This is a genomic window from Paenibacillus sp. FSL P2-0089 (assembly GCF_038595095.1).
GTDB classification, from domain to species: domain Bacteria; phylum Bacillota; class Bacilli; order Paenibacillales; family Paenibacillaceae; genus Paenibacillus_AQ; species Paenibacillus_AQ silagei.
The window spans coordinates 4,712,561-4,731,259 of the sequence record NZ_CP152006.1 but is presented as its reverse complement, the minus strand read 5'-3'; the positions used below and the strand labels follow the sequence as shown (position 1 = coordinate 4,731,259).

Annotated in this window: 16 protein-coding genes; 15 read left to right on the top strand and 1 reads right to left on the bottom strand. The window is 55.6% G+C overall.

The features are described 5' to 3' along the window. Window positions 1-43 precede the first annotated feature (43 nt). Complete coding sequence (locus tag NST69_RS19925; protein WP_342546964.1) at window positions 44-1,093, bottom strand: serine hydrolase; 1,050 nt, start codon at window positions 1,091-1,093, stop codon at window positions 44-46. A 245-nt stretch (window positions 1,094-1,338) separates the two neighbouring features. On the opposite strand from NST69_RS19925, the gene NST69_RS19920 reads away from it, so the two are divergent. The 15 genes from NST69_RS19920 (at window position 1,339) to NST69_RS19850 (ending at window position 18,572) form a co-directional block, all read left to right on the top strand. Then, complete coding sequence (locus tag NST69_RS19920; RefSeq protein ID WP_076086874.1) at window positions 1,339-2,289, top strand: DUF1177 domain-containing protein; 951 nt, start codon at window positions 1,339-1,341, stop codon at window positions 2,287-2,289. 105 nt (window positions 2,290-2,394) lie between these two features. Continuing rightward, window positions 2,395-3,063, top strand: a complete 669-nt coding sequence (locus NST69_RS19915; RefSeq protein ID WP_036732039.1) for an AroM family protein — start codon at window positions 2,395-2,397, stop codon at window positions 3,061-3,063. Window positions 3,064-3,080: 17 nt separating this feature from the next. After that, window positions 3,081-4,025: an aminopeptidase gene (locus NST69_RS19910; protein ID WP_342546963.1), complete on the top strand. Its 945-nt coding sequence runs from the start codon at window positions 3,081-3,083 to the stop codon at window positions 4,023-4,025. A gap of 180 nt (window positions 4,026-4,205) precedes the next feature. Then, window positions 4,206-4,877 (top strand): aspartate/glutamate racemase family protein, encoded by a 672-nt coding sequence (locus NST69_RS19905; protein ID WP_051478607.1) that lies wholly within the window; start codon window positions 4,206-4,208, stop codon window positions 4,875-4,877. 686 nt (window positions 4,878-5,563) lie between these two features. Further along, entirely contained in the window at window positions 5,564-7,090 is a 1,527-nt protein-coding gene (locus NST69_RS19900; RefSeq protein WP_342546962.1) for a PucR family transcriptional regulator ligand-binding domain-containing protein, read from the top strand. A gap of 241 nt (window positions 7,091-7,331) precedes the next feature. Next, the gene (locus NST69_RS19895; protein ID WP_209984238.1) at window positions 7,332-8,342 is read left to right on the top strand and encodes an ABC transporter permease; all 1,011 of its coding nucleotides are present in this window, start codon (window positions 7,332-7,334) and stop codon (window positions 8,340-8,342) included. 105 nt (window positions 8,343-8,447) lie between these two features. Further along, window positions 8,448-9,269, top strand: coding sequence for an ABC transporter permease (locus NST69_RS19890; protein ID WP_342550196.1), 822 nt, complete (start codon window positions 8,448-8,450; stop codon window positions 9,267-9,269). Window positions 9,270-9,411: 142 nt separating this feature from the next. Next, window positions 9,412-11,013: an ABC transporter substrate-binding protein gene (locus NST69_RS19885; protein ID WP_036727471.1), complete on the top strand. Its 1,602-nt coding sequence runs from the start codon at window positions 9,412-9,414 to the stop codon at window positions 11,011-11,013. A 125-nt stretch (window positions 11,014-11,138) separates the two neighbouring features. Continuing rightward, a complete protein-coding gene (locus tag NST69_RS19880; protein ID WP_036727469.1) occupies window positions 11,139-12,419 on the top strand; it encodes an ArgE/DapE family deacylase in 1,281 nt (426 codons plus the stop codon). Window positions 12,420-12,527: 108 nt separating this feature from the next. Continuing rightward, window positions 12,528-13,505 carry an ABC transporter ATP-binding protein gene (locus NST69_RS19875; protein ID WP_036727467.1) on the top strand — a complete coding sequence of 326 codons (978 nt, stop codon included), beginning with the start codon at window positions 12,528-12,530 and terminating at the stop codon, window positions 13,503-13,505. After that, on the top strand, window positions 13,502-14,464 hold the full coding sequence (locus NST69_RS19870; protein WP_036727466.1) for a dipeptide ABC transporter ATP-binding protein: 963 nt from the start codon (window positions 13,502-13,504) through the stop codon (window positions 14,462-14,464). Before NST69_RS19875 ends, NST69_RS19870 begins: the two co-directional genes overlap by 4 nt. 503 nt (window positions 14,465-14,967) lie before the next feature. Continuing rightward, window positions 14,968-15,282 (top strand): helix-turn-helix domain-containing protein, encoded by a 315-nt coding sequence (locus tag NST69_RS19865; protein WP_339313306.1) that lies wholly within the window; start codon window positions 14,968-14,970, stop codon window positions 15,280-15,282. Between the two features lie 5 nt (window positions 15,283-15,287). Continuing rightward, window positions 15,288-16,220, top strand: coding sequence for an IS3 family transposase (locus NST69_RS19860; protein ID WP_340957263.1), 933 nt, complete (start codon window positions 15,288-15,290; stop codon window positions 16,218-16,220). A gap of 827 nt (window positions 16,221-17,047) precedes the next feature. Then, window positions 17,048-18,058 (top strand): acyltransferase family protein, encoded by a 1,011-nt coding sequence (locus tag NST69_RS19855; RefSeq protein WP_209870146.1) that lies wholly within the window; start codon window positions 17,048-17,050, stop codon window positions 18,056-18,058. Between the two features lie 88 nt (window positions 18,059-18,146). Then, window positions 18,147-18,572, top strand: a complete 426-nt coding sequence (locus NST69_RS19850; protein ID WP_209870143.1) for a hypothetical protein — start codon at window positions 18,147-18,149, stop codon at window positions 18,570-18,572. Window positions 18,573-18,699: the final 127 nt, after the last annotated feature.

Sequence of the window (18,699 nt, the reverse complement as noted above, 5' to 3'; positions counted from 1 at the left end):
GACAATTGAATCATACTCCGTAACTGCTAAACGGAACATACCGCTACCCCACCGGCAGATAGCCCTCCACGGCAGACATCATCATATAAGCCCCGTTGCTCTTGTTGCAGAGAGCAGTAATGGTCATGCCGCGTTCGGGATAGTATGCGGAGTGGAAGCTGATCCCGGGATCGTAGCCCATAATGTGGTACTTTAGCACCTTCTCGCTGGGGCCGACTTGTATCCACACGCCATAACCGTAATAGCTGTCCTTTCGCTCATAAATATGCGGTGTCAGCAGCAGAGCCGTGATCTCTGCCTGTAACAGCTTGTGTTCAAGCAAGCCGCTCCACAGCTTATGCATATCCGCCGCCGTAACAAATGCCCCTCCGTCCCCGCCTCCGACCACCGGAATGGAGTAGATGTTGCTGGTCTTTTTCCCATTGCTGTTGTCGATGTATCCCTGAGCGGTGTGGGCCGGAAGCGCATCAAGCGCGAAGTAACCGGAATCCTTCATCCCGCAAGGCAGAAAAATATACTGTTCTACATATTCCGTGAACGGTTGCCCGCTGACGGCTTCTACGAGCATAGCAAGCATGATATATCCTGCATTGTTATAGTGAAAACGCCCGCCTGGGACGAATTTCATAGGAAGTCCGGCGAACAGCGGGAGGAAATCTCCAGGCCGCCTCAGCGTGTACATCGGGGTCTCCTTCCACAGTGCCGCGAAATCCTCCATCTCTTCTTCATCGAAGTAATCCGGTATGCCCGAGCTGTGAGTCAATAGCTGATGCACGGTGATCGCTGGATCGAACAATGGGAATTCCTGCTTCGGCAGGATGTCCAGTATTTTGGCGTCAAAAGAAAACAAACCCTGCTCTGCGAGCTGGCAGACCGCAATGGCGGTAAATAGTTTGCTGCCGGAAGCAATGGCGAAGCGGGTGTGGGCCTGGTTGAGCCGTACGTCCCCGATATTAGCTATCCCAAAAGCTGCGGCTGCAAGGACATGCTCCCGTTCCGTCACTTGTACGACCCCTGAGAACCCCGTCCGCCGGGCCTCTTCACTGATAATCTGGACCAGCTTGTCCTTATTAATCTGATGTGCAGGCTTCATCCTATGAAGCACCTCCTGTCTGAAAATAAGCACCATTACCCTGTTATATTTCGCTGCTTGGGAGAATTAACCTTTATTCATTAGCGGTAAGCCGTAAGAGTGTACTCTGCGCGTAAGGTTTATCTGCAAAGGACAAGAAATGCTGTTCCAGTTTGGCAGGGCGGTACATTGTGGACATTTTGCGAGATGAGATAGTATAAATGCAAACATGACAAACATGAGCATGCATCCGGGGAGGAATTAGAATGGCACTTCATCAAACGATTACAGTCTTGAACGCACTGGACAGCGCTTATGTTAACGGTAAGCAGGTCAAGCAGTTATTCGCAGAATATCCTGCGGTTAAGGTTGAGATTCAGAAGGTGGAAGGGGAGAAGGGCAGCACAGAATTCGTCAAAATCACGATCCCGGGCAGCGAAGGCAAGCTTGGCGGCGGATCTGCACCAACGTTCGGCATTGTCGGCAGACTAGGGGGGATCGGGGCGCGCCCGAGCCGGATTGGCCTGGTCTCTGATGCAGACGGTGCGGTAGCGGCGATTGCTTCTGCGCTGAAGCTGGCAGACATGCAGACCAAAGGGGATGTGCTGCTGGGAGATGTGCTGGTGACCACCCATATTTGCCCGGATGCTCCAACCCTGCCGCACGAGCCGGTGGATTTCATGGATTCCCCTGTAGATATTCTGCAGATGAATGAGCATGAAGTGCTGCCGGAGATGGAAGCGGTTCTATCGATTGATACGACCAAAGGCAACCGTGTGGTTAACCACAAAGGGATCGCCATCTCGCCGACGGTCAAAGAAGGCTATATTCTGCGGGTCAGCGAAGATTTGCTGCGGATCAAGGAGATGACGACAGGACAGTATCCGGTTACTTTTCCGGTGACGACTCAGGATATTACCCCTTACGGCAACGGGCTGTATCATATCAATTCCATTCTTCAGCCTGCGGTAGCTACCTCTGCTCCGGTGGTGGGTCTCGCGATTACTGCCCAATCTATGGTTCCGGGCTGCGGTACTGGTGCCAGCCATGAGGTGGATATTGCTCAGGCGGTGCGTTTTGCTATCGAGACGGCCAAGGAAGTAACGCAGGGAACATGCTCTTTCTACAACGAAGCAGAGTTTGCCAAAATTACTGAGCTGTACGGCTCCATGAGCGTACTGCAGACGCTTGGTAAACCGGCAGTCACTTCTCAATAACAGGATAACAGATGTACGATTACAGTCAGGCGCTGAGCTTCCTTCAGCGCCTGCTCTATTAGCACAACAGCTTGGCTGTAACCCATAGCGTCTGGAGGGACAAGAATGAAGAATATCGGGCTGATTACGATTGGGCAAGCACCCAGGCAGGATGTCGCGCCCATCATTGAGAAATATCTGGAAGGCAAGGCGGGACTGGTTCAGTCCGGGGTGCTGGACGGGTTCACGGCTGAACAGGTGCGTGAATTCTACAGTCCAGGGCCGGGAGAGTATGTGCTGACCACCCGCATGGCGGACGGGTCCGCTGCGGTAATCTCACGGGAGCGGATACAGTCCGTTCTCCAAGGGAAGATTGATGCTATGGAAGCCGCTGGGATTCGGACGATCCTGCTGGCGTGTACGGGAGTTTTTCCGGGACTGCATACGTCTGCTGCCCATCTGATTGAGCCGGACCGGATCATTCCTCCAGTCGTGCAGGCGATGCTGGACGGGCGCCGTCTGGGACTGATTGGCCCTCTGCCGGAGCAGGAGGACGCAATGATTGAGAAATTCGCAGGCGCCGGAGCCCGGCTGCCGTTCGCTGCGGCTTCACCTTATACGGGTACGGAAGCGGATTTTCGCGCCGCAGCAGAGCGTCTGAGCGGTCATGCGGATGTGTTAGTGCTTGACTGTATGGGATATGTGGAGCAGCATAGACAGTGGGCGGCCTCCGCAGGAGTGCCCGCCGTGCTGTCCAATGCCCTGATGGGCAAGCTGGTAGCAGAAATGGTGTAATTCGGGAGGAAATGAAGATGAGTGAAGCAAGAATTAGAATTAGCATGAATGTTCTTAAGGATTGTCTCGGGCTTGTCAGCGGAGAACTGCTGGCTGTAGTAGCCGACGATGATAAGCGTGATCTGGCCGAGTCGGTCTATGAGGCGGGCAAAAGGCTGGGAGCGGAATCGATGCTGCTGGTCATGCAGGCGCGGAGCAGATCGGGGGAGGAGCCTCCAGCCCCGGTTGCCGAAGCTATGGCTAAGGCGGATGTGGCTGTATGCATCACGACCCATTCGATGACACATACAGCAGCACGCAAGCAGGCAGCCGCAGCAGGAACCCGGGTAGCGACCATGCCGGGGATCACCGATGATATGTTCAGCCACGGCGCGATCACTGCGGATTATGGGCAGGTGAAGGCGCTGACCGAGCAGGTCGCTGCGCTCTTGTCTGCGGGCAGCCGGGTGCGTGTGGAGAAGGAAGGGATGGTTCTTAGTTTCTCTATTGACGGCCGGGATGGCATTCTCAGCACCGGGCTATACCTCAATCCGGGCGAATCAGGCAATCTGCCCTCAGGTGAAGCTTATATTGCACCGCTGGAAGGTACAGCTACCGGCCAGATTAAGGTGGATGGCTCGGTAGCAGGGATTGGCGCACTGGATGGCCCGATGGTGCTGACCGTGGAAGATGGACGGCTGATCCATGCCGGCGGGGAGCATGGCGGCAAGCTGCTGGACATGCTTGGCGATGGCGATGGCCGGCTGCTGGGCGAATTCGGCATCGGGACCAATAACAAGGCCCGGATTACAGGCGTGGTGCTGGAAGATGAGAAGGTGTACGGGACGATCCATGTTGCTTTTGGCAGCAATAATACGTTTGGCGGGGTCGTTGCGGCTGGCGTGCATATTGATGCTGTGGTCATGAAGCCGGATGTGTATATCGACGACAAGCTGATTATGCAAGCTGGGGAGCTGCTGTAAGCAGAATGGAAGCTGCTGATTGCAAGGTTAAATAAGCCGCACCACAGATTTGGACGGTGGGTGCAATCGCCACTGTAGTGAACCTTTGGATTTCCGGCTGCTATTGCTGTTTACGGCTGAAATAGGGTGGCTGGTTATGCTTTTGCAGCATCTAAATCAAGGCGGTCAGGAGGAGATAGGATGCTTGGAATCATACGTGTCATTACATTGCAGGAGAACTCTGCAATCCAGTTACATGGAGATTTAATTGAGCGGCGGTATGGTCTGCCGGTGATGAGCCGCTGCATCCCGGATCAGCCCCGGGGTGTGTATGATGCGCAGACTGAGGCGGAATCCATTCCGAAGATTATAAGGCTTGCCGGGGAACTGGAGCAGCAGGGATGCACGGCTATCGGCATCAGCTGTGCTGCCGATCCGGCACTCTTGGAAGCCAGGGCAGTGGTGAATGTTCCTGTGCTGGGAGCGGGCTCCTGCGCGGCCCATATGGCTATGGCTTACAGCAACCGGGTGGGCGTGCTGACGATTCTGGAAGAGGTGCCGCCGCTCATCCGCGGTATTCTCGGCGGGGCTTACATTGGCATGGACCGCCCCGACGGCGTGACGACCACGCTGGATCTGAACACACCCGCCGGACGGGCAGGCGCGCTGGCGGGGGCCGCCCGGCTCGTAGAACGCGGTGCTGAAGTCTTGGTGCTGGCCTGCACCGGCTTCGCGACCATCGGACTGGCGGCGGAGCTGGAAGAACAGCTCGGCATTCGGGCGTTCGATCCCATACTCTGCCTTGGTGCCGCTGCCGCTGCGTCAGCCTCTGGTACGGGAGCTTCTGCTGCGGGAGAGGTGCATCGCTCGTAGCAAAGCCTTGTCTTGGGTGGTATTGCAGTTTGCTGAAATTCGCCGTTCCTGTAGGTGTGGGGCAGACTACGTGTGTAGGCGATGTGTGGCAAGTAATGCGTGAAAACTAATGCGTGAAAACTAAGGTGCGGCAAACTAATAGCTATGATTTCCTTAAAGCGTTCCTCCTGGCTCAGGCCCGGGGGACGCTTGTTTGTTGTTAGGGGAATAGAGGTGAAGACCTTCAAGATTCGAATGGGAGTGGTCTATACGACTGAACGAGGGAACGAGGGGGCGAAGTGCATTAGTGCACCTGAATTCAGCGTAAGCGGGCAAAAGGTGAAAATGAGGTGCATAAGTGCACCTGAATTCAGGCTATACGGGCAAAAGGTGAGAATGAGGTGGAGAAGGAGCACTAGTGTAACTGATTTTACTGCAAGCTGATAGATCCCATTGAATTGTCCCACTCCCTTAACTTCCCCCCATTCCACCTCTCCCTACAACCAGCTCCCTCACCACCGCCCAGCAAGCATCCCCCGTACAAATCCGAAAATATCGCCAACTGGATATGATTTTCCTGTGGCTCGGCGGGAATCTCTGATAAACTAGCGGGAACGCAAAAAGTCGGCTGGCGGCATTGTCATGGTATATTGGCATATTTCAGGAAAAATCATGAAATACTGAAGACAGCAGAGGGAGGCGGAAGGGTGAATACACGAGGAATTACGCTGCGGGAGCTAATGGAGCTCTCGGTTCTTGGGAAAGCGAAGGTCATCAGCGGGGAGCAAGGGCTGGACCGGGTGGTCCGGTTCGTGGATATTATGGAGGTTCCGGATCTGAAGGGCTGGATCAGCGAAGGGGTGATGCTGCTGACGACAGCCTATTCGATCCGCCATGATCCTTCGCTGCTGACTGAGGTGATCTATACGCTTGATAATCTGGGCGCAGCGGCGCTGGCGATCAAGCCGGCCCGCTTCCTGAAGGAGATCCCCCAGGGGGCCATCGAGGCCAGCAATGCCTGCGGTCTGCCGATTGTGGAGATCCCGCCCGAGATTCCGTACACGGATATCACCCAGCCGGTGATGGAGCTGCTGCTGGGACGGCAGGCGATGCTGCTGCGCCGGGCGGAGGAGGTCTACCGCACGCTGACCACCATGGTGCTGGAGAACAGCGGCATTCAGGCGGTCAGCGACAGCGTGGCCGAGTTCCTGAAGGCCCCGGTAGCACTCGTGGATACGGAGCGGAAAATTATCGTATCCTCCCCGGCAGACTATGACTGGGCGCAGAGCGACTCTCCGCTTAGCTGGAACATCCATGTGGACCGCCGGACGGTTGCCCGGCTGCTCGTCGACAAGGAGCGGCTGGATGATATGGAGGAGGTGGGCATCGAGCAAGCCCGGCTTGTGTTTGCCCTTGAAATAATGCGGCGTAAGGTAGCCGAGGATACGGAATTCCGTCTGCGCGGCAACTTCATCGATGAGCTGCTGACCCCGCCGCTGCCGTCGAGGCATGAGGTGCAGCGGCGGGCCCGCCAGCTCGGGATGAACCCGGAGCACAAGTGGGAGGTGGCCGTCATCGAAGGGGAGACGGCGCCGAGCGAGGATACGGTGAACCGGCTGCTGGAGCGGGAGGCGAAGAAGCGCGGCGTCACGCCGCACGCCGAGTACCGTTCGAGCCGGGCGGTGCTGTTCCTGCCTACGCAGGAGGGGCGCAGGTTCACGCCGGGCGGTGACGCGGAGGAGCCGTGGGAGAAGACGCTGAGCGGCTGGCTGCAGGACAAGGCAGAAGGCTTAAGCAGTTACCGCTGCGGTATCGGCACCTCGGAATATCTCTGGGACATCCACACCAGCTATAACGAGGCGCGCAAAGCGCTGTCCATCTCCAGAAGACTCGGACAAGGCCCCGGCGGGATTACCCGCTACGAAGAGATGGAGGTCTATCATCTGCTGGAGGGGCTGGGCGGTCCGGGGTTCGAGAAGCTGTTCGAGCGCAAGCTGGGCAAGCTGCTGCAATATGACCAGGAGCATGACAGCAATATGCTGCTGACCTTCTATCATTATCTGGAGTGCCGGGGCAGTCTGATTGAGACGGCGAACAGCCTTTATATCCACCGCAACTCCGTCAAATACCGGCTGGAGCGGATTCGGGATATCACTGGCTTCGATCTGAATGATCCGCGCGAACAGTTCGTCTGCCATTTGTGCCTGATTTACTATTACCTCCAGGAAAAATAGGGCGCTTTGGAAGATTTCTGGAATGTCGTGTGAGTAAATCTAACATTCATAGTCCTTGATAGTGCACAATCGACAAACGGTTGTGCATTTTTTTAGCTGAACGGGACGTAGAGGGGCTGTGAAATTCTATGTAGAATTAGCTCAACACTTTAATAAGACACAGCATACACGTATTACCTGACATGAGAGCGGAATTCCGTCACAGAGGCACAGCAGTCGAAGTCGTAAGGGGGTTGATTCATTGTTTGCTTATACATTAAAAAGACTTGTGCAGATGATTCCAGCCTTGCTCGGCATTATCGTCATCACCTTCATTCTGTCGAGAGTCCTGCCGGGCGATCCTGCGATTATGCTGGCCGGAGAGCAGGCTCCGGAGGAGATTGTGAACAAGATCCGCCAGGATATGGGGCTGGACAAGCCGCTGTATATCCAGTTCTTCGCTTATATCGGGCAACTGCTGCAAGGCGATATCGGCTATGCCTATCACACCGGACATTCGGTCGCCAGTGACCTGGCTTCGCGCTTCCCGGCTACGATTGAGCTGACCCTGGCCAGCATCCTGATTGCAATTCTAATCGCCATTCCGGTAGGCATTGTGGCCGCTACCCGTAAGGAATCGCTGCTGGATCACATCTCGCGTGTATTTTCCCTGATAGGTGCTTGTGTGCCGATCTTCTGGCTCGGACTGATGTTCATCTATATCTTCTACTCCATTCTGGGCTGGGCACCGGCACCGATGGGCCGGATCAGCGGGGATCTTAACCCGCCGGTGCATATCACCGGGCTGTACGTGCTGGACAGTATACTCTCCGGCGACACTGCTGCACTTAAAAGCAGCCTCGCGCATCTCGTGCTCCCGGCGATCTGCCTCAGTACCGGTACGATGGCGATCATCGCCCGGATGACCCGCTCCAGCATGCTGGAGGTGGTCGATCAGGACTTCGTCCGCACCGCCCGGGCCAAGGGGCTGCGGGAATCGGCCGTCATCTACAAGCACGCACTGGTTAATGCGCTGATTCCCACGCTAACGGTGCTCGGACTCCAGTTCGGCTTCCTGATGGGCGGCGCGGTCATCACGGAGACGATCTTCTCCTGGCCGGGAATCGGCGGCTATGTCACCGACTCCATACTGGCAGCGGATTACGCGCCGATCCAGGCGTTCACCCTGGTCAGTGCCGTGCTCTACTGCGGAATTAACCTGGCGGTCGACCTGATCTACGGGTTCATTGACCCGAGAATCCGTTATGAATAGAACAGCTTGTGTGAGAGGAGGAGATTGCTTGTGAGCACTGCAGCACATTCAGCACAGGGCAGCCCGGCGAAGCCCGCACCGGCCAAGCCCCGGACCCTATTATCCCTGCTGCTGCACAACCGCCTGGCGGCCATCGGGCTGACCTTCATCCTGATCTGGACCGTGGTAGCCATTTTTGCCCCCTGGCTGGCTCCGCATGATCCGTTCGTCACAGATATGGCGAATAAGCTGCAGCCGCCCTCCGGCAGCCACTGGTTCGGAACCGACAACTTCGGCCGGGATATCCTCAGCCGGGTGCTGTACGGCGCACGGATCAGCATCTGGACCGGCCTGATCGCGGTCTCGATCTCCTTCGTGATCGGGATGCCGCTGGGCGGGATTGCCGCTTACTACGGCGGCCGGACCGGAACCATCATCATGCGGGTCATGGACGTATTGTTGTCCTTCCCGTCACTGGTATTGTCGATGGCGATTGCCGCCTCGATCGGCGCCGGACTCAGCAGCGCAATGATCGCCGTCGGCATTGTCGGCATCCCCGAATTCGCCCGGCTGATGTTCGGCCAGACGGTCTCGCTGCGGGAGAAGGAGTATATCGAAGCCAGCCGGGCCATTGGTGTGAAGGATAGAGTCATTCTGTACCGGCACATTCTGCCGAATGCCCTGGCGCCGCTAATGGTGCAAGCTACGCTCGGGATGGGCTTCGCCATCCTGACCGCGTCCAGTCTCAGCTTCCTGGGGCTGGGGGTCAGACCCCCGATTGCCGAATGGGGCGCGATGATCTCCGAAGGCCGGGAATATATCATTTCCGGGCAATGGTGGCTGGTTACTTTTCCAGGCCTCGGCATTGCCACCTCCATCTTAGGCTTCAATCTCCTCGGAGACGGCTTCCGGGATGTGCTTGACCCGCGGTTGCGTTCGGGGAAATGAGGCGAGCAGGGGAATCCCCCAAGGCCGCCCGTCCCGATAGAAATAGATAGATTAACGTCAGCTGGAGCGCAAGCGGCAGACAATCATCAGCAGCACAAGTAGTTGTTATGCAGGCAGGATATAGAAAAGGGAGGAATTATCGATGAAAAAAGTTAAACTGTTGTCCACACTCGTCGCTTTTTCAATCATGCTTGCCGGATGCGCCAGCAGCGCCAATCCGCAGACCCCTGCTGCCACTTCGGCAGGAACGGATACTGCAGCAACAGCAGCCCCGGTCAAAAAGAACCTTACGGTGGCCTATTCCGAGGGCGGCACCACGCTCGACCCGGCGGAAGCCAATGATCTGACCTCCGATACGCTTGTGCTGGCCGCTTATGATCAGCTGGTCACCTACGGCATCAAGACCGAGAATGGCGCCAGCATCGCCAATACCGAAGACATCAAGCCCATGCTCGCAGAGAGCTGGGAAGTGAATGCTGACAACACTGTGTATACGTTCAAGCTGAAATCCGGCGTGAGCTTCCAGAGCGGCAATCCGGTGGATGCCGAGGCGGTAGCGTACTCTTTTGAACGTGTGGCGAAGTCCAGCTCCGGCAGCTTCCTCTACGGCATGGCTTCAATTAAATCAGTGACGGTAAAAGACGCTTCGACCGTTGAAGTTACTCTGACTAATGCCAATCATAATTTCCTGCAGATTCTGGCGATGTACACCTTCTCCATCGTGGACCAGAAGACGGTAGAAGCACAGGGTGCAGACTACCTGAAGACGAATGCCGCCGGTTCCGGCCCGTTCAAGCTTACGAAGTGGGACCCGGCTACCGAAGCTGTTTTCACAGCTAATGACAGCTACTGGCAGGGTGCGCCAAGCCTCGGCAAGGTAACCCTGAAGTTCACCAAGGAAGCTTCGAACCGCGTGCTGCTGCTGGGTAAGGGCGATGTAGACATGGCGATTGAGATTCCTCCGAAGGATGTATCCACCCTGGAGAGCAATTCGGCGCTGACTGTCGCTTCCAATGCAAGTAACCGGATTCTGTTCTTCGCCATGAACAACAAAGTCAAGCCGTTCGACAATGTAAAAGTCCGTCAGGCGATCAACTATGCGATTCCCTACGATCAGCTGCTGAGCGGGGTGATGTACGGCCAGGCCAAGCAGATGAAGAGTGCAGTAGCCAGCAACACGCCGGGCTTCACCGATGCAGGCTATGTGTATGAGTACAATCTGGACAAGGCCAAGGCGCTGCTGAAGGAAGCAGGCTATGAGAAGGGCTTTGACTTCGACTTCACGCTGGGCTCCGGCTTCGATGACTGGGAAGATGATGCGGTCCTGATCCAGGCTGAGCTGGCCAAAATCGGAGTCAACATGAAGATCAACAAGCTGGCCCGCGCCCAGTTCCTGGAGCAGCAGAAGACCAATAATCTGACCTCTTATATCTCCAAATGGACTTCCTTCGTCAATGATCCCGGCTATCACCTCGGCTTCCTGCTGTACGGCAAGGGCTCTTCCAACTACATCAACTACCAGAATGCTGAAGTAGACAAGCTGTGGGAGCAGGCGAACCTGGAGACAGATACGGCGAAGCGCACAGAGCTCTACAAGCAGGCTCAGGAGATCATCACGACAGAAGCACCTTGGGCGTATCTCTACGAATACAACCGCATTGTGGGCATGAGCAACAAGATCAGCGGCTACGCCTTCTATCCAGACGAAGTCATCCGCTTCTATCCGCTGTCGATTACAGAATAAGCAGGTTTGGCTAAAAGAGAGCGGGCAGGCCTTAGGCCTTGTCCCTCTTCTTTGTCACAAATTCACAGTTCCTCCTGCCAGCCGCAAGGCGTGCAGCCTGGAACACAAAGGAGAATTCGTAACCCATGACAGACTGGAAAAGCAAGGTGCTGGAGGCCATTGATGCCGGGCAGGAGGAACTGCTTGCGCTCTGCTCTCAGCTGATCCGTTACCCTTCGGAGAATCCGCCGGGCGATTCACGGGAGATCAGCGCTTATATTATTGGTTATCTGAAAGAAGCCGGGATCGATACGGCGATCTATCCGGCCACCGAAACCATGTTCAATCTGGTGTCCACACTGGGTGCAGGCGCGGAGGAGCGCACCGGCAAAAAGCTGATTTACTGCGGACATACCGATGTCGTTCCGGCGGGAGACCGCTCGCGCTGGGATTTCGATCCGTTCTGCGGCGATATCGTGGACGGCTATCTGCTGGGCAGAGGCGCTTCGGATATGAAAGCAGGCCTGGCCGGGTTAATCTACGTCACTGCACTGCTGTCGAAGCTGGGCGTTCCGCTAAAAGGAGATCTCTCCCTGCTGATCGTGCCAGATGAAGAGACTGGCGGTCATCTCGGGGTTCCCTGGGTGCTGGAGCGCGGCCTGATTACCGGAACCGCTGCTGTGATTGCCGAGCCTTCCGGCCCGCTGAACCCGACCATCGGGCAAAAGGGCAGCTGCTGGTTTGAATTCACCGTCGAAGGCACACCGGGTCACGGCAGCCTGTCGCCAGTGGTTGGAGACAGTGCTATTGTAAAGGCCGCCAAAGGGATTGAAGCCTTACAGCGGCTTTGGGACATTAAGGTTGAAGTGCCTGAGGAGGTCCAGGAGATCATTCGCATCTCGCAGGAGTATGTGAAAGGCAGCGAAGAAAGAGATTCACTTGCCTACCAGGTATTCGACCATGTGACGGTCAACATCGGAACGATCCAGGGCGGAACCAAGGTGAATGTGGTGGCGGACCGCTGCACCATTCAGGTCGATTCCCGCGTACCATTCGGGGTAGACTACCGGGATGTGCTGGACCGTGCCCGCTCCCTGCTGCTTGAAGCCGGCATTGAATCCGAGGTCAAGGGCTTCGGCTTCCAGGGCAATGCCAATTGGACCTCCAATGAGGAGCCGGTGGTCAAGGACCTGGTTGAGAGTATCTGTGAGGTGAGCGGGGAAGAAGCCTACGGTGTGCTGCAATGGGCCTCTAGCGACGCGCGCCATTTCCGCACTCATAACATTCCCGTTCTGCAATACGGCCCGGCCGAGCTGTCCACCATTCATAATTTCAACGAGAAAGCTCCTGTCTGGCAGATTATCCAGTGTGCGAAGGTGTATGCTTTAACGGCGCTGAAATATCTGGGTGTAGAAGAAGAGAAATAGTATTTAAAAGGATATTTTGTAGGGAGTTTTTTGGGGTCCCCGCAAAGTACCTGACTAATCATCGAAGCAAATACTTCACTTTGTGGGGTACTGGAGGGAGGGGCAATCATGACAGAACTGCTGGAAGTATCAGGGCTATGCACCGAATTTCAGACAGCGGCGGGTACAATCCGTGCGGTGGACGGCATCAGTCTGTCAGTGCGCAAGGGAGAGACACTGGGCATTGTAGGCGAATCGGGCTGCGGCAAAAGCATTACCTCACTCTCAATCATGCAGCTCTTGCCCAAACGGATCAGCCGGATTGCTTCCGGCCAGATCCGCTTCGAGGGCAAGGATATGCTGGAGATGTCGATGAATGAGGTGCGGAATATCCGGGGGAACCGGATTGCGATGATTTTTCAGGAGCCGATGACCTCGCTGAATCCGGTGTTCAAGATCGGCCGCCAGATCTCCGAATCCGCCCGTTACCATCTGAAGCTGAGCAAGAAGGAGGCGGCTGAGCGGGCGGTGGAGATGCTGCGCAAGGTAGGGATTCCCCGGCCGGAAAAGATTGCCCAGCAGTATGCCCATCAGCTCTCCGGCGGGATGCGGCAGCGGGTGATGATTGCAATGGCGATGGTCTGCAATCCTCAGCTGCTCATAGCCGATGAGCCGACGACAGCGCTGGATGTGACAATTCAGGCGCAGATCCTTGATCTGATGCGGGATCTGCAAAAGAACGAGGGCATGTCAATCCTGATGATCACGCATGATCTGGGGGTCGTTGCCGAGATGTGTGACCGGGTCGTCATCATGTACGCGGGTCAGATTGTCGAGGAGACAGATGTGGCTACCCTGTATAGCCAGCCGCTGCATCCGTATACTCAAGGGCTGCTGGCTTCCCTGCCTCAGCTGGCAGGGGATGAGGACCGCCTCAGCTCGATACCGGGCCAGGTGCCGAATCCGGCCAGCCTGCCGCCCGGCTGCCGGTTCGCACCGCGCTGTCCGGTAGCGGTGGACCGCTGCCGGGAGCAGCTCCCGGAGCTGCTTGAGGTGCAGCCGGGCCACACATGCCGCTGTATCCTGCAGCAGGAGGGGGTTCTATGACCACATTACTGGAAGTGCGCAATCTGAAGAAGCATTATCCGATCCGCAAGGGCTTCTTCTCTAAGCAGGTTGGTGCAGTCAAAGCCGTTGACGGCATAACCTTATCCGTAGAGCAGGGAGAGACGCTGGCAGTGGTCGGAGAATCCGGCTGCGGGAAATCGACCACCGGACGGGCCATTCTGCGGCTGATTGAGCCGACTGAAGGCGAGATTATGTTCGGCGGCACCGATGTGCGCAGCCTGAATACCGAGCAGCTACGCAAGTTCCGTACCGACATGCAAATGGTCTTCCAGGACCCTTACGCATCGCTCGACCCCCGCTGGACCGTCCAGCGCATTCTGGAGGAACCGCTCCGTACCCACGGATCGGCTCCCGCCGGCGAGCTGAAGAGCAGGGTCGAGCAACTGATGGAGGTGGTGGGTCTGTCCCCCTATCAGGCCCACCGTTTTCCCCATGAATTCTCCGGGGGCCAGCGGCAGCGGATCGGGATTGCCCGTGCGCTTGCGCTGAATCCGAAGTTCATTGTCTGCGATGAGCCGGTATCGGCACTGGATGTCTCCATCCAGGCCCAGGTGCTGAATCTGATGCAGGATCTGCAGGAGCAATACGGCCTGACTTATATGTTTATCTCGCATGACCTGTCGGTTGTGAAGTTCATCAGCGACCGGGTGGCCGTCATGTATCTGGGGCGGATTGTCGAGCTGGCGCCGACGAAGGCACTCTTCGCGAAGCCGCTGCATCCGTATACCCAGGCGCTGATGTCTGCCGTTCCGGTACCGAATCCGGGCCTGAAAAAGCAGCGCATCGTCCTGACGGGGGATGTTCCGAACCCTGAGACTCCGCCCACAGGCTGTGCCTTCCACCCCCGCTGTCCGCATGCGATGGACCGCTGCAAGTCGGAAGCGCCGGTGCTGCGGGAGCTGGACTCAGGCCATCAGGTGGCCTGTCATTTGTATTAAGTATATGTGCAGTGTGAGGAGGGGCCATCCGGCAGCGGGTGGCTCTTGCGCTGTCTGCCAGGCTACTGATACCACGCCATTCTAACGCACTAACCGCGCAATTCCGGGCTAACTACACTCCACCAGCCTAACACTGCCGGCACTAAGTACTCAGCGCTCCCCACCTTCCAATCAACACTCCTGGTACTCATTAATCAGCGCCTCCAGTACAACTAAATCTGCCCAAATTGAAAAACCGATTACAATTGGCGGCGTGAAAGCGCGTGGTCCAAATGTAATCGGAAAACCGACCACATTCGGCGCTGCCGAGTTGCGTGGGTCCAATGTAATCGGAAAACCGACCACATTCGGAGCTGCGGAGTTGCGTGGGTCCAATGTAATCGGAAAACCGACCACATTCGGAGCTGCGGAGTTGCGTGGGTCCAATGCTCCACAGCCCCCTAAAGAAGTTGGAGTCCTCCCCCACAAAAATGTAGACTAGATATAGGAGGAGGATGAACGGTATGGGACACTTAACAGGAACAAGAGAGAAGGCAGCGCAAGAGGTGTTGTCTGGCATTAAGGCAGCGGTGGTTGCCCGCAAGTATGGGGTGACCCCATCGACGGTGAATCAGTGGGTGAGGGACTACCGAGAGGCCCATGGGGAACAAGATCATCCGTATCCCCAGGAGCAGGTGGAGGAACTGAAGCGCCTCCTGGACGTGGAGCAGAAATACGAGAAGGCCGTCAAGATCCTCGGCGAAAAGGAGTTAGAGATCGAGATTCTGCGTGAACTGCTAAAAAAGCCAACCCCTGCTTATCCGAAAAAATCGAGGTAGCCGACATGTTCATTAAGCAGGGGAATACCGCAGCGTTGGTACTACGTCTCGTGGGGCTAGCAGAGTCTACGTATTACGACCGTAAGAAACGCAAGAAGCAGGATGTACAGGCCGTACCCCAGGGGCGCGGAAGACCCGTACCCGGCTATTCCCTGACCGAGTCTGGAGAGAAGATTAGCGACGAGGAAATCCAGGAATGGCTGCTGGAATTAATCGCTGGAGAGGAGCACGTGTACGGGTACAAACTGCTGGCCAAGTGCTTGTGGAACCAGCACGGGCTGAGGCTCAATCACAAGAAAAGCTACCGGCTGTGTCAGGCGCTGGATATCCTACAGCCGCAGCGTCACAAGCGTTTTAAGCATCCTCGGAAGCTGCCGGAGAACCGGGTCATTACAGGGGCGGGTCAGCTCTGGCAGATGGACATTAAGTACGGTTACGTGGCGGGCCAGGGCAGGCATTTCTTTGTCCTGAGTATTATCGATGTCTTTACCCGTGTCATCGTCGGCTACCACCGCGGATCGTCGTGTGAAGCCAAGCACGCCTGCCAGACGCTGGGACGCGCCATGGAGCAACACTGCGCCCCTGACAGCGCACGCCCGGTGATCCGCACCGACAATGGTCCACAGTTCGTCAGCCATCTGTTTGGCGACATGTGTGAAAGCTGGGAAATGACCCATGAACGCATTCCGCCTCGAACGCCGGATTTAAATGCTTTTATTGAATCGTTCCACAGTAATATCGATCGGGATTTGTTCCGCAAAGAGGCCTTCGAGACGTTCGAAGAGGCCTATGAAGCCGTGGACCGGTACATGGACTTCTACAACAATCGCAGAATGCATACAAGCCTTCGGAACATGCCGCCAGCTACCTTTGCGGAATGGGTCTTGACCCTAGAAGACCGCTCCCGCTTCTTCTGGCCGAGAGAAAAAGCGAAATAAAGAGCATATCTACGACAAGTGCTGATTTTATACGGAGGACTCCGGGATAAGGGGGTCGCACCGAATGTAATCGGAAAACCGACCACATTCGGCGCTGCGGAGTTGCGTGGGTCCAATGTAATCGGAAAACCGATCACATTCGGCGCTGCCGAGTTGCGTGGGTCCAATGTAATCGGAAAACCGACCACATTCGGCGCTGCCGAGTTGCGTGGGTCCAATGTAATCGGAAAACCGACCACATTCGGCGCTACGGAGGTGCGTGGGTCCAATGTAATCGGAAAACCGACCACATTCGGAGCTGCGGAGTTGCGTGGGTCCAATGTAATCGGAAAACCGACCACATTCGGCGCTGCGGAGTTGCGTGGGTCCAATGTAATCGGAAAACCGACCACATTCGGCGCTGCGGAGTTGCGTGGGTCCAATGTAATCGGAAAACCGACCACATTCGGAGCTGCGGAGTTGCGTGGGTCCAATGTAATCGGAAAACCGACCACATTCGGCGCTGCGGAGTTGCGTGGGTCCAATGTAATCGGAAAACCGACCACATTCGGCCTCCCGCCTCCTACTTCCCCGCACCATACCAGACGCTTATCCTGCCCGCTACGTCACCGGCAACACTGCCGGACTTTAGCCCTATTTATTAACCGGATGGGACAACGTCCCCCGTCTAGGCAGAATGACTTATTTTTGCAGAGTTTGCTCCGTTGTTAAGTGAATATTCTTTCAGAAATAACGCTGAAATATTTCATTGAAATTTGAAAAGAAAAATAAACCCTTCTATAATTGTATTAAATTAAAACTGATTTGGGAGGAGATGGGAGGATAACGTGAACAAACCACGACAATTATGGATTGATGCCGCCAAGGGATTCAGTATTATTTTTGTAGTAATGGGCCACTCCGGCGATGCGGCAGCGAATCATTATCTGTCCTGGTTCCGGATGCCTTTGTTCTTCATGCTTAGCGGACTTGTATTTAAGCCGGTTGAACCCGGGCGGTATTTGGGCTGGGCGGTCAAACGGACCAAGGGGCTGATGACTCCCTATTTTGCCTACGGACTCCTGATTGCTTCCGTGCTGCTGCTGTTCAACTTCAGTATACGAGGGTTCGCCGAGAATGTAGCGAGACTGCTCTACGGGGGATTGTCGCTCACGGGCCCTTACGGGGTGTTCTGGTTCATCACCTGCCTGCTGTTCACACAGCTGCTCTTCGGATACATTGTCCGTTATTCCCGCCGCACGCAATTTCTCCTGATCGCTTCTGCTTATCTCCTGTCACATCTCATCTCCCTGACCGCGCTCAGGAACTTCAATCTTCCCTGGAATGCAGATGTGTCCCTGCTCGCCATTACTTATTATGCGATCGGATTCTACGGCAAACAGGTGATCCCTGCGCTCATCCGCCGCTATTCGGCGCTGCCGGTGCTGCTTCCGTTATGTGCTCTTGTGCTGCTGCTGGAGCGGACCGGTGTCCTTCAATACAGCCTGAATATGAAATACAAGGAGTATACTTCGCTGCTGCTCGATCTGGCCGTGCCGCTGCTTATCTCATTGACTATTTGCGCCGCTGTGTACCGTCTCTCGAAGCTTGTTCCGCTGGACTGGATGGGCAGCCTGGGACGTAACTCCATTGCGATCATGTACCTGCATTTGCCTTTGAATTACGGGCTCAAATATCTCCTCGGGACGGATTACGGGCTGTTGCCCTTTACGCTGATCGGAGTGGGGGTGCCGCTGCTGGCCGCCAATTGGGCGGTGCGTTCTCCTCTATTGTCCAGACTGTATCTCGGGCATAAGGGCGGCAGCCGTCCGGCAGTGAATTATAGCAACGCACGTTAATAAATAGGTGGACTAGTAATAGAAATGCACAAGCTCTTTTTCATATCTTTCATATACTTTAGTAGAATATGAAAAGGAGTGATAACGCATGGCCAAAACACTTTTGGATTATAACGCATCCGTAGTTACACCTATTACTAACGGGGTCTCCATCCCTGTTCCTATTTCTCCGGCTGGTATACAGATTGCAGGAACATCGGTGTATATCGATCCCGCAGTTCCAGGACATTTCCCCAATAAGGTGGAACTGAAAGCCACCATCGGCGTGGATGTTACTCTGGATACGCCCAATGTGCTGGTCCGCATCTGGCGGGCAGGTACCGAAATCTTCTATGCACTGGTAGAGCTGGAGGAGAATTTCAATGACGATGGTATTATCTCGCTGCATATGGTAGATATCAACGTCCCGGCCGGTGTCCAGAACTATCAGCTGATTGTAGAGAACCAGGATGTCGGCTCCGTTGCCACAGTGGTGGGACCTGTTATTTTCAGCGCTTTGGCTATCGGCGGCTAAGTTATTCATAGCAGTACCGGAAAGGGGCTTTCTCAAGTATCTGTGAAGATACCGGGGGAGGCTCTTTTTTTTGTGCGTGAAATGGAATAATTTCCTGCCTTTCTGACGAAACTGGAACACAGTACCT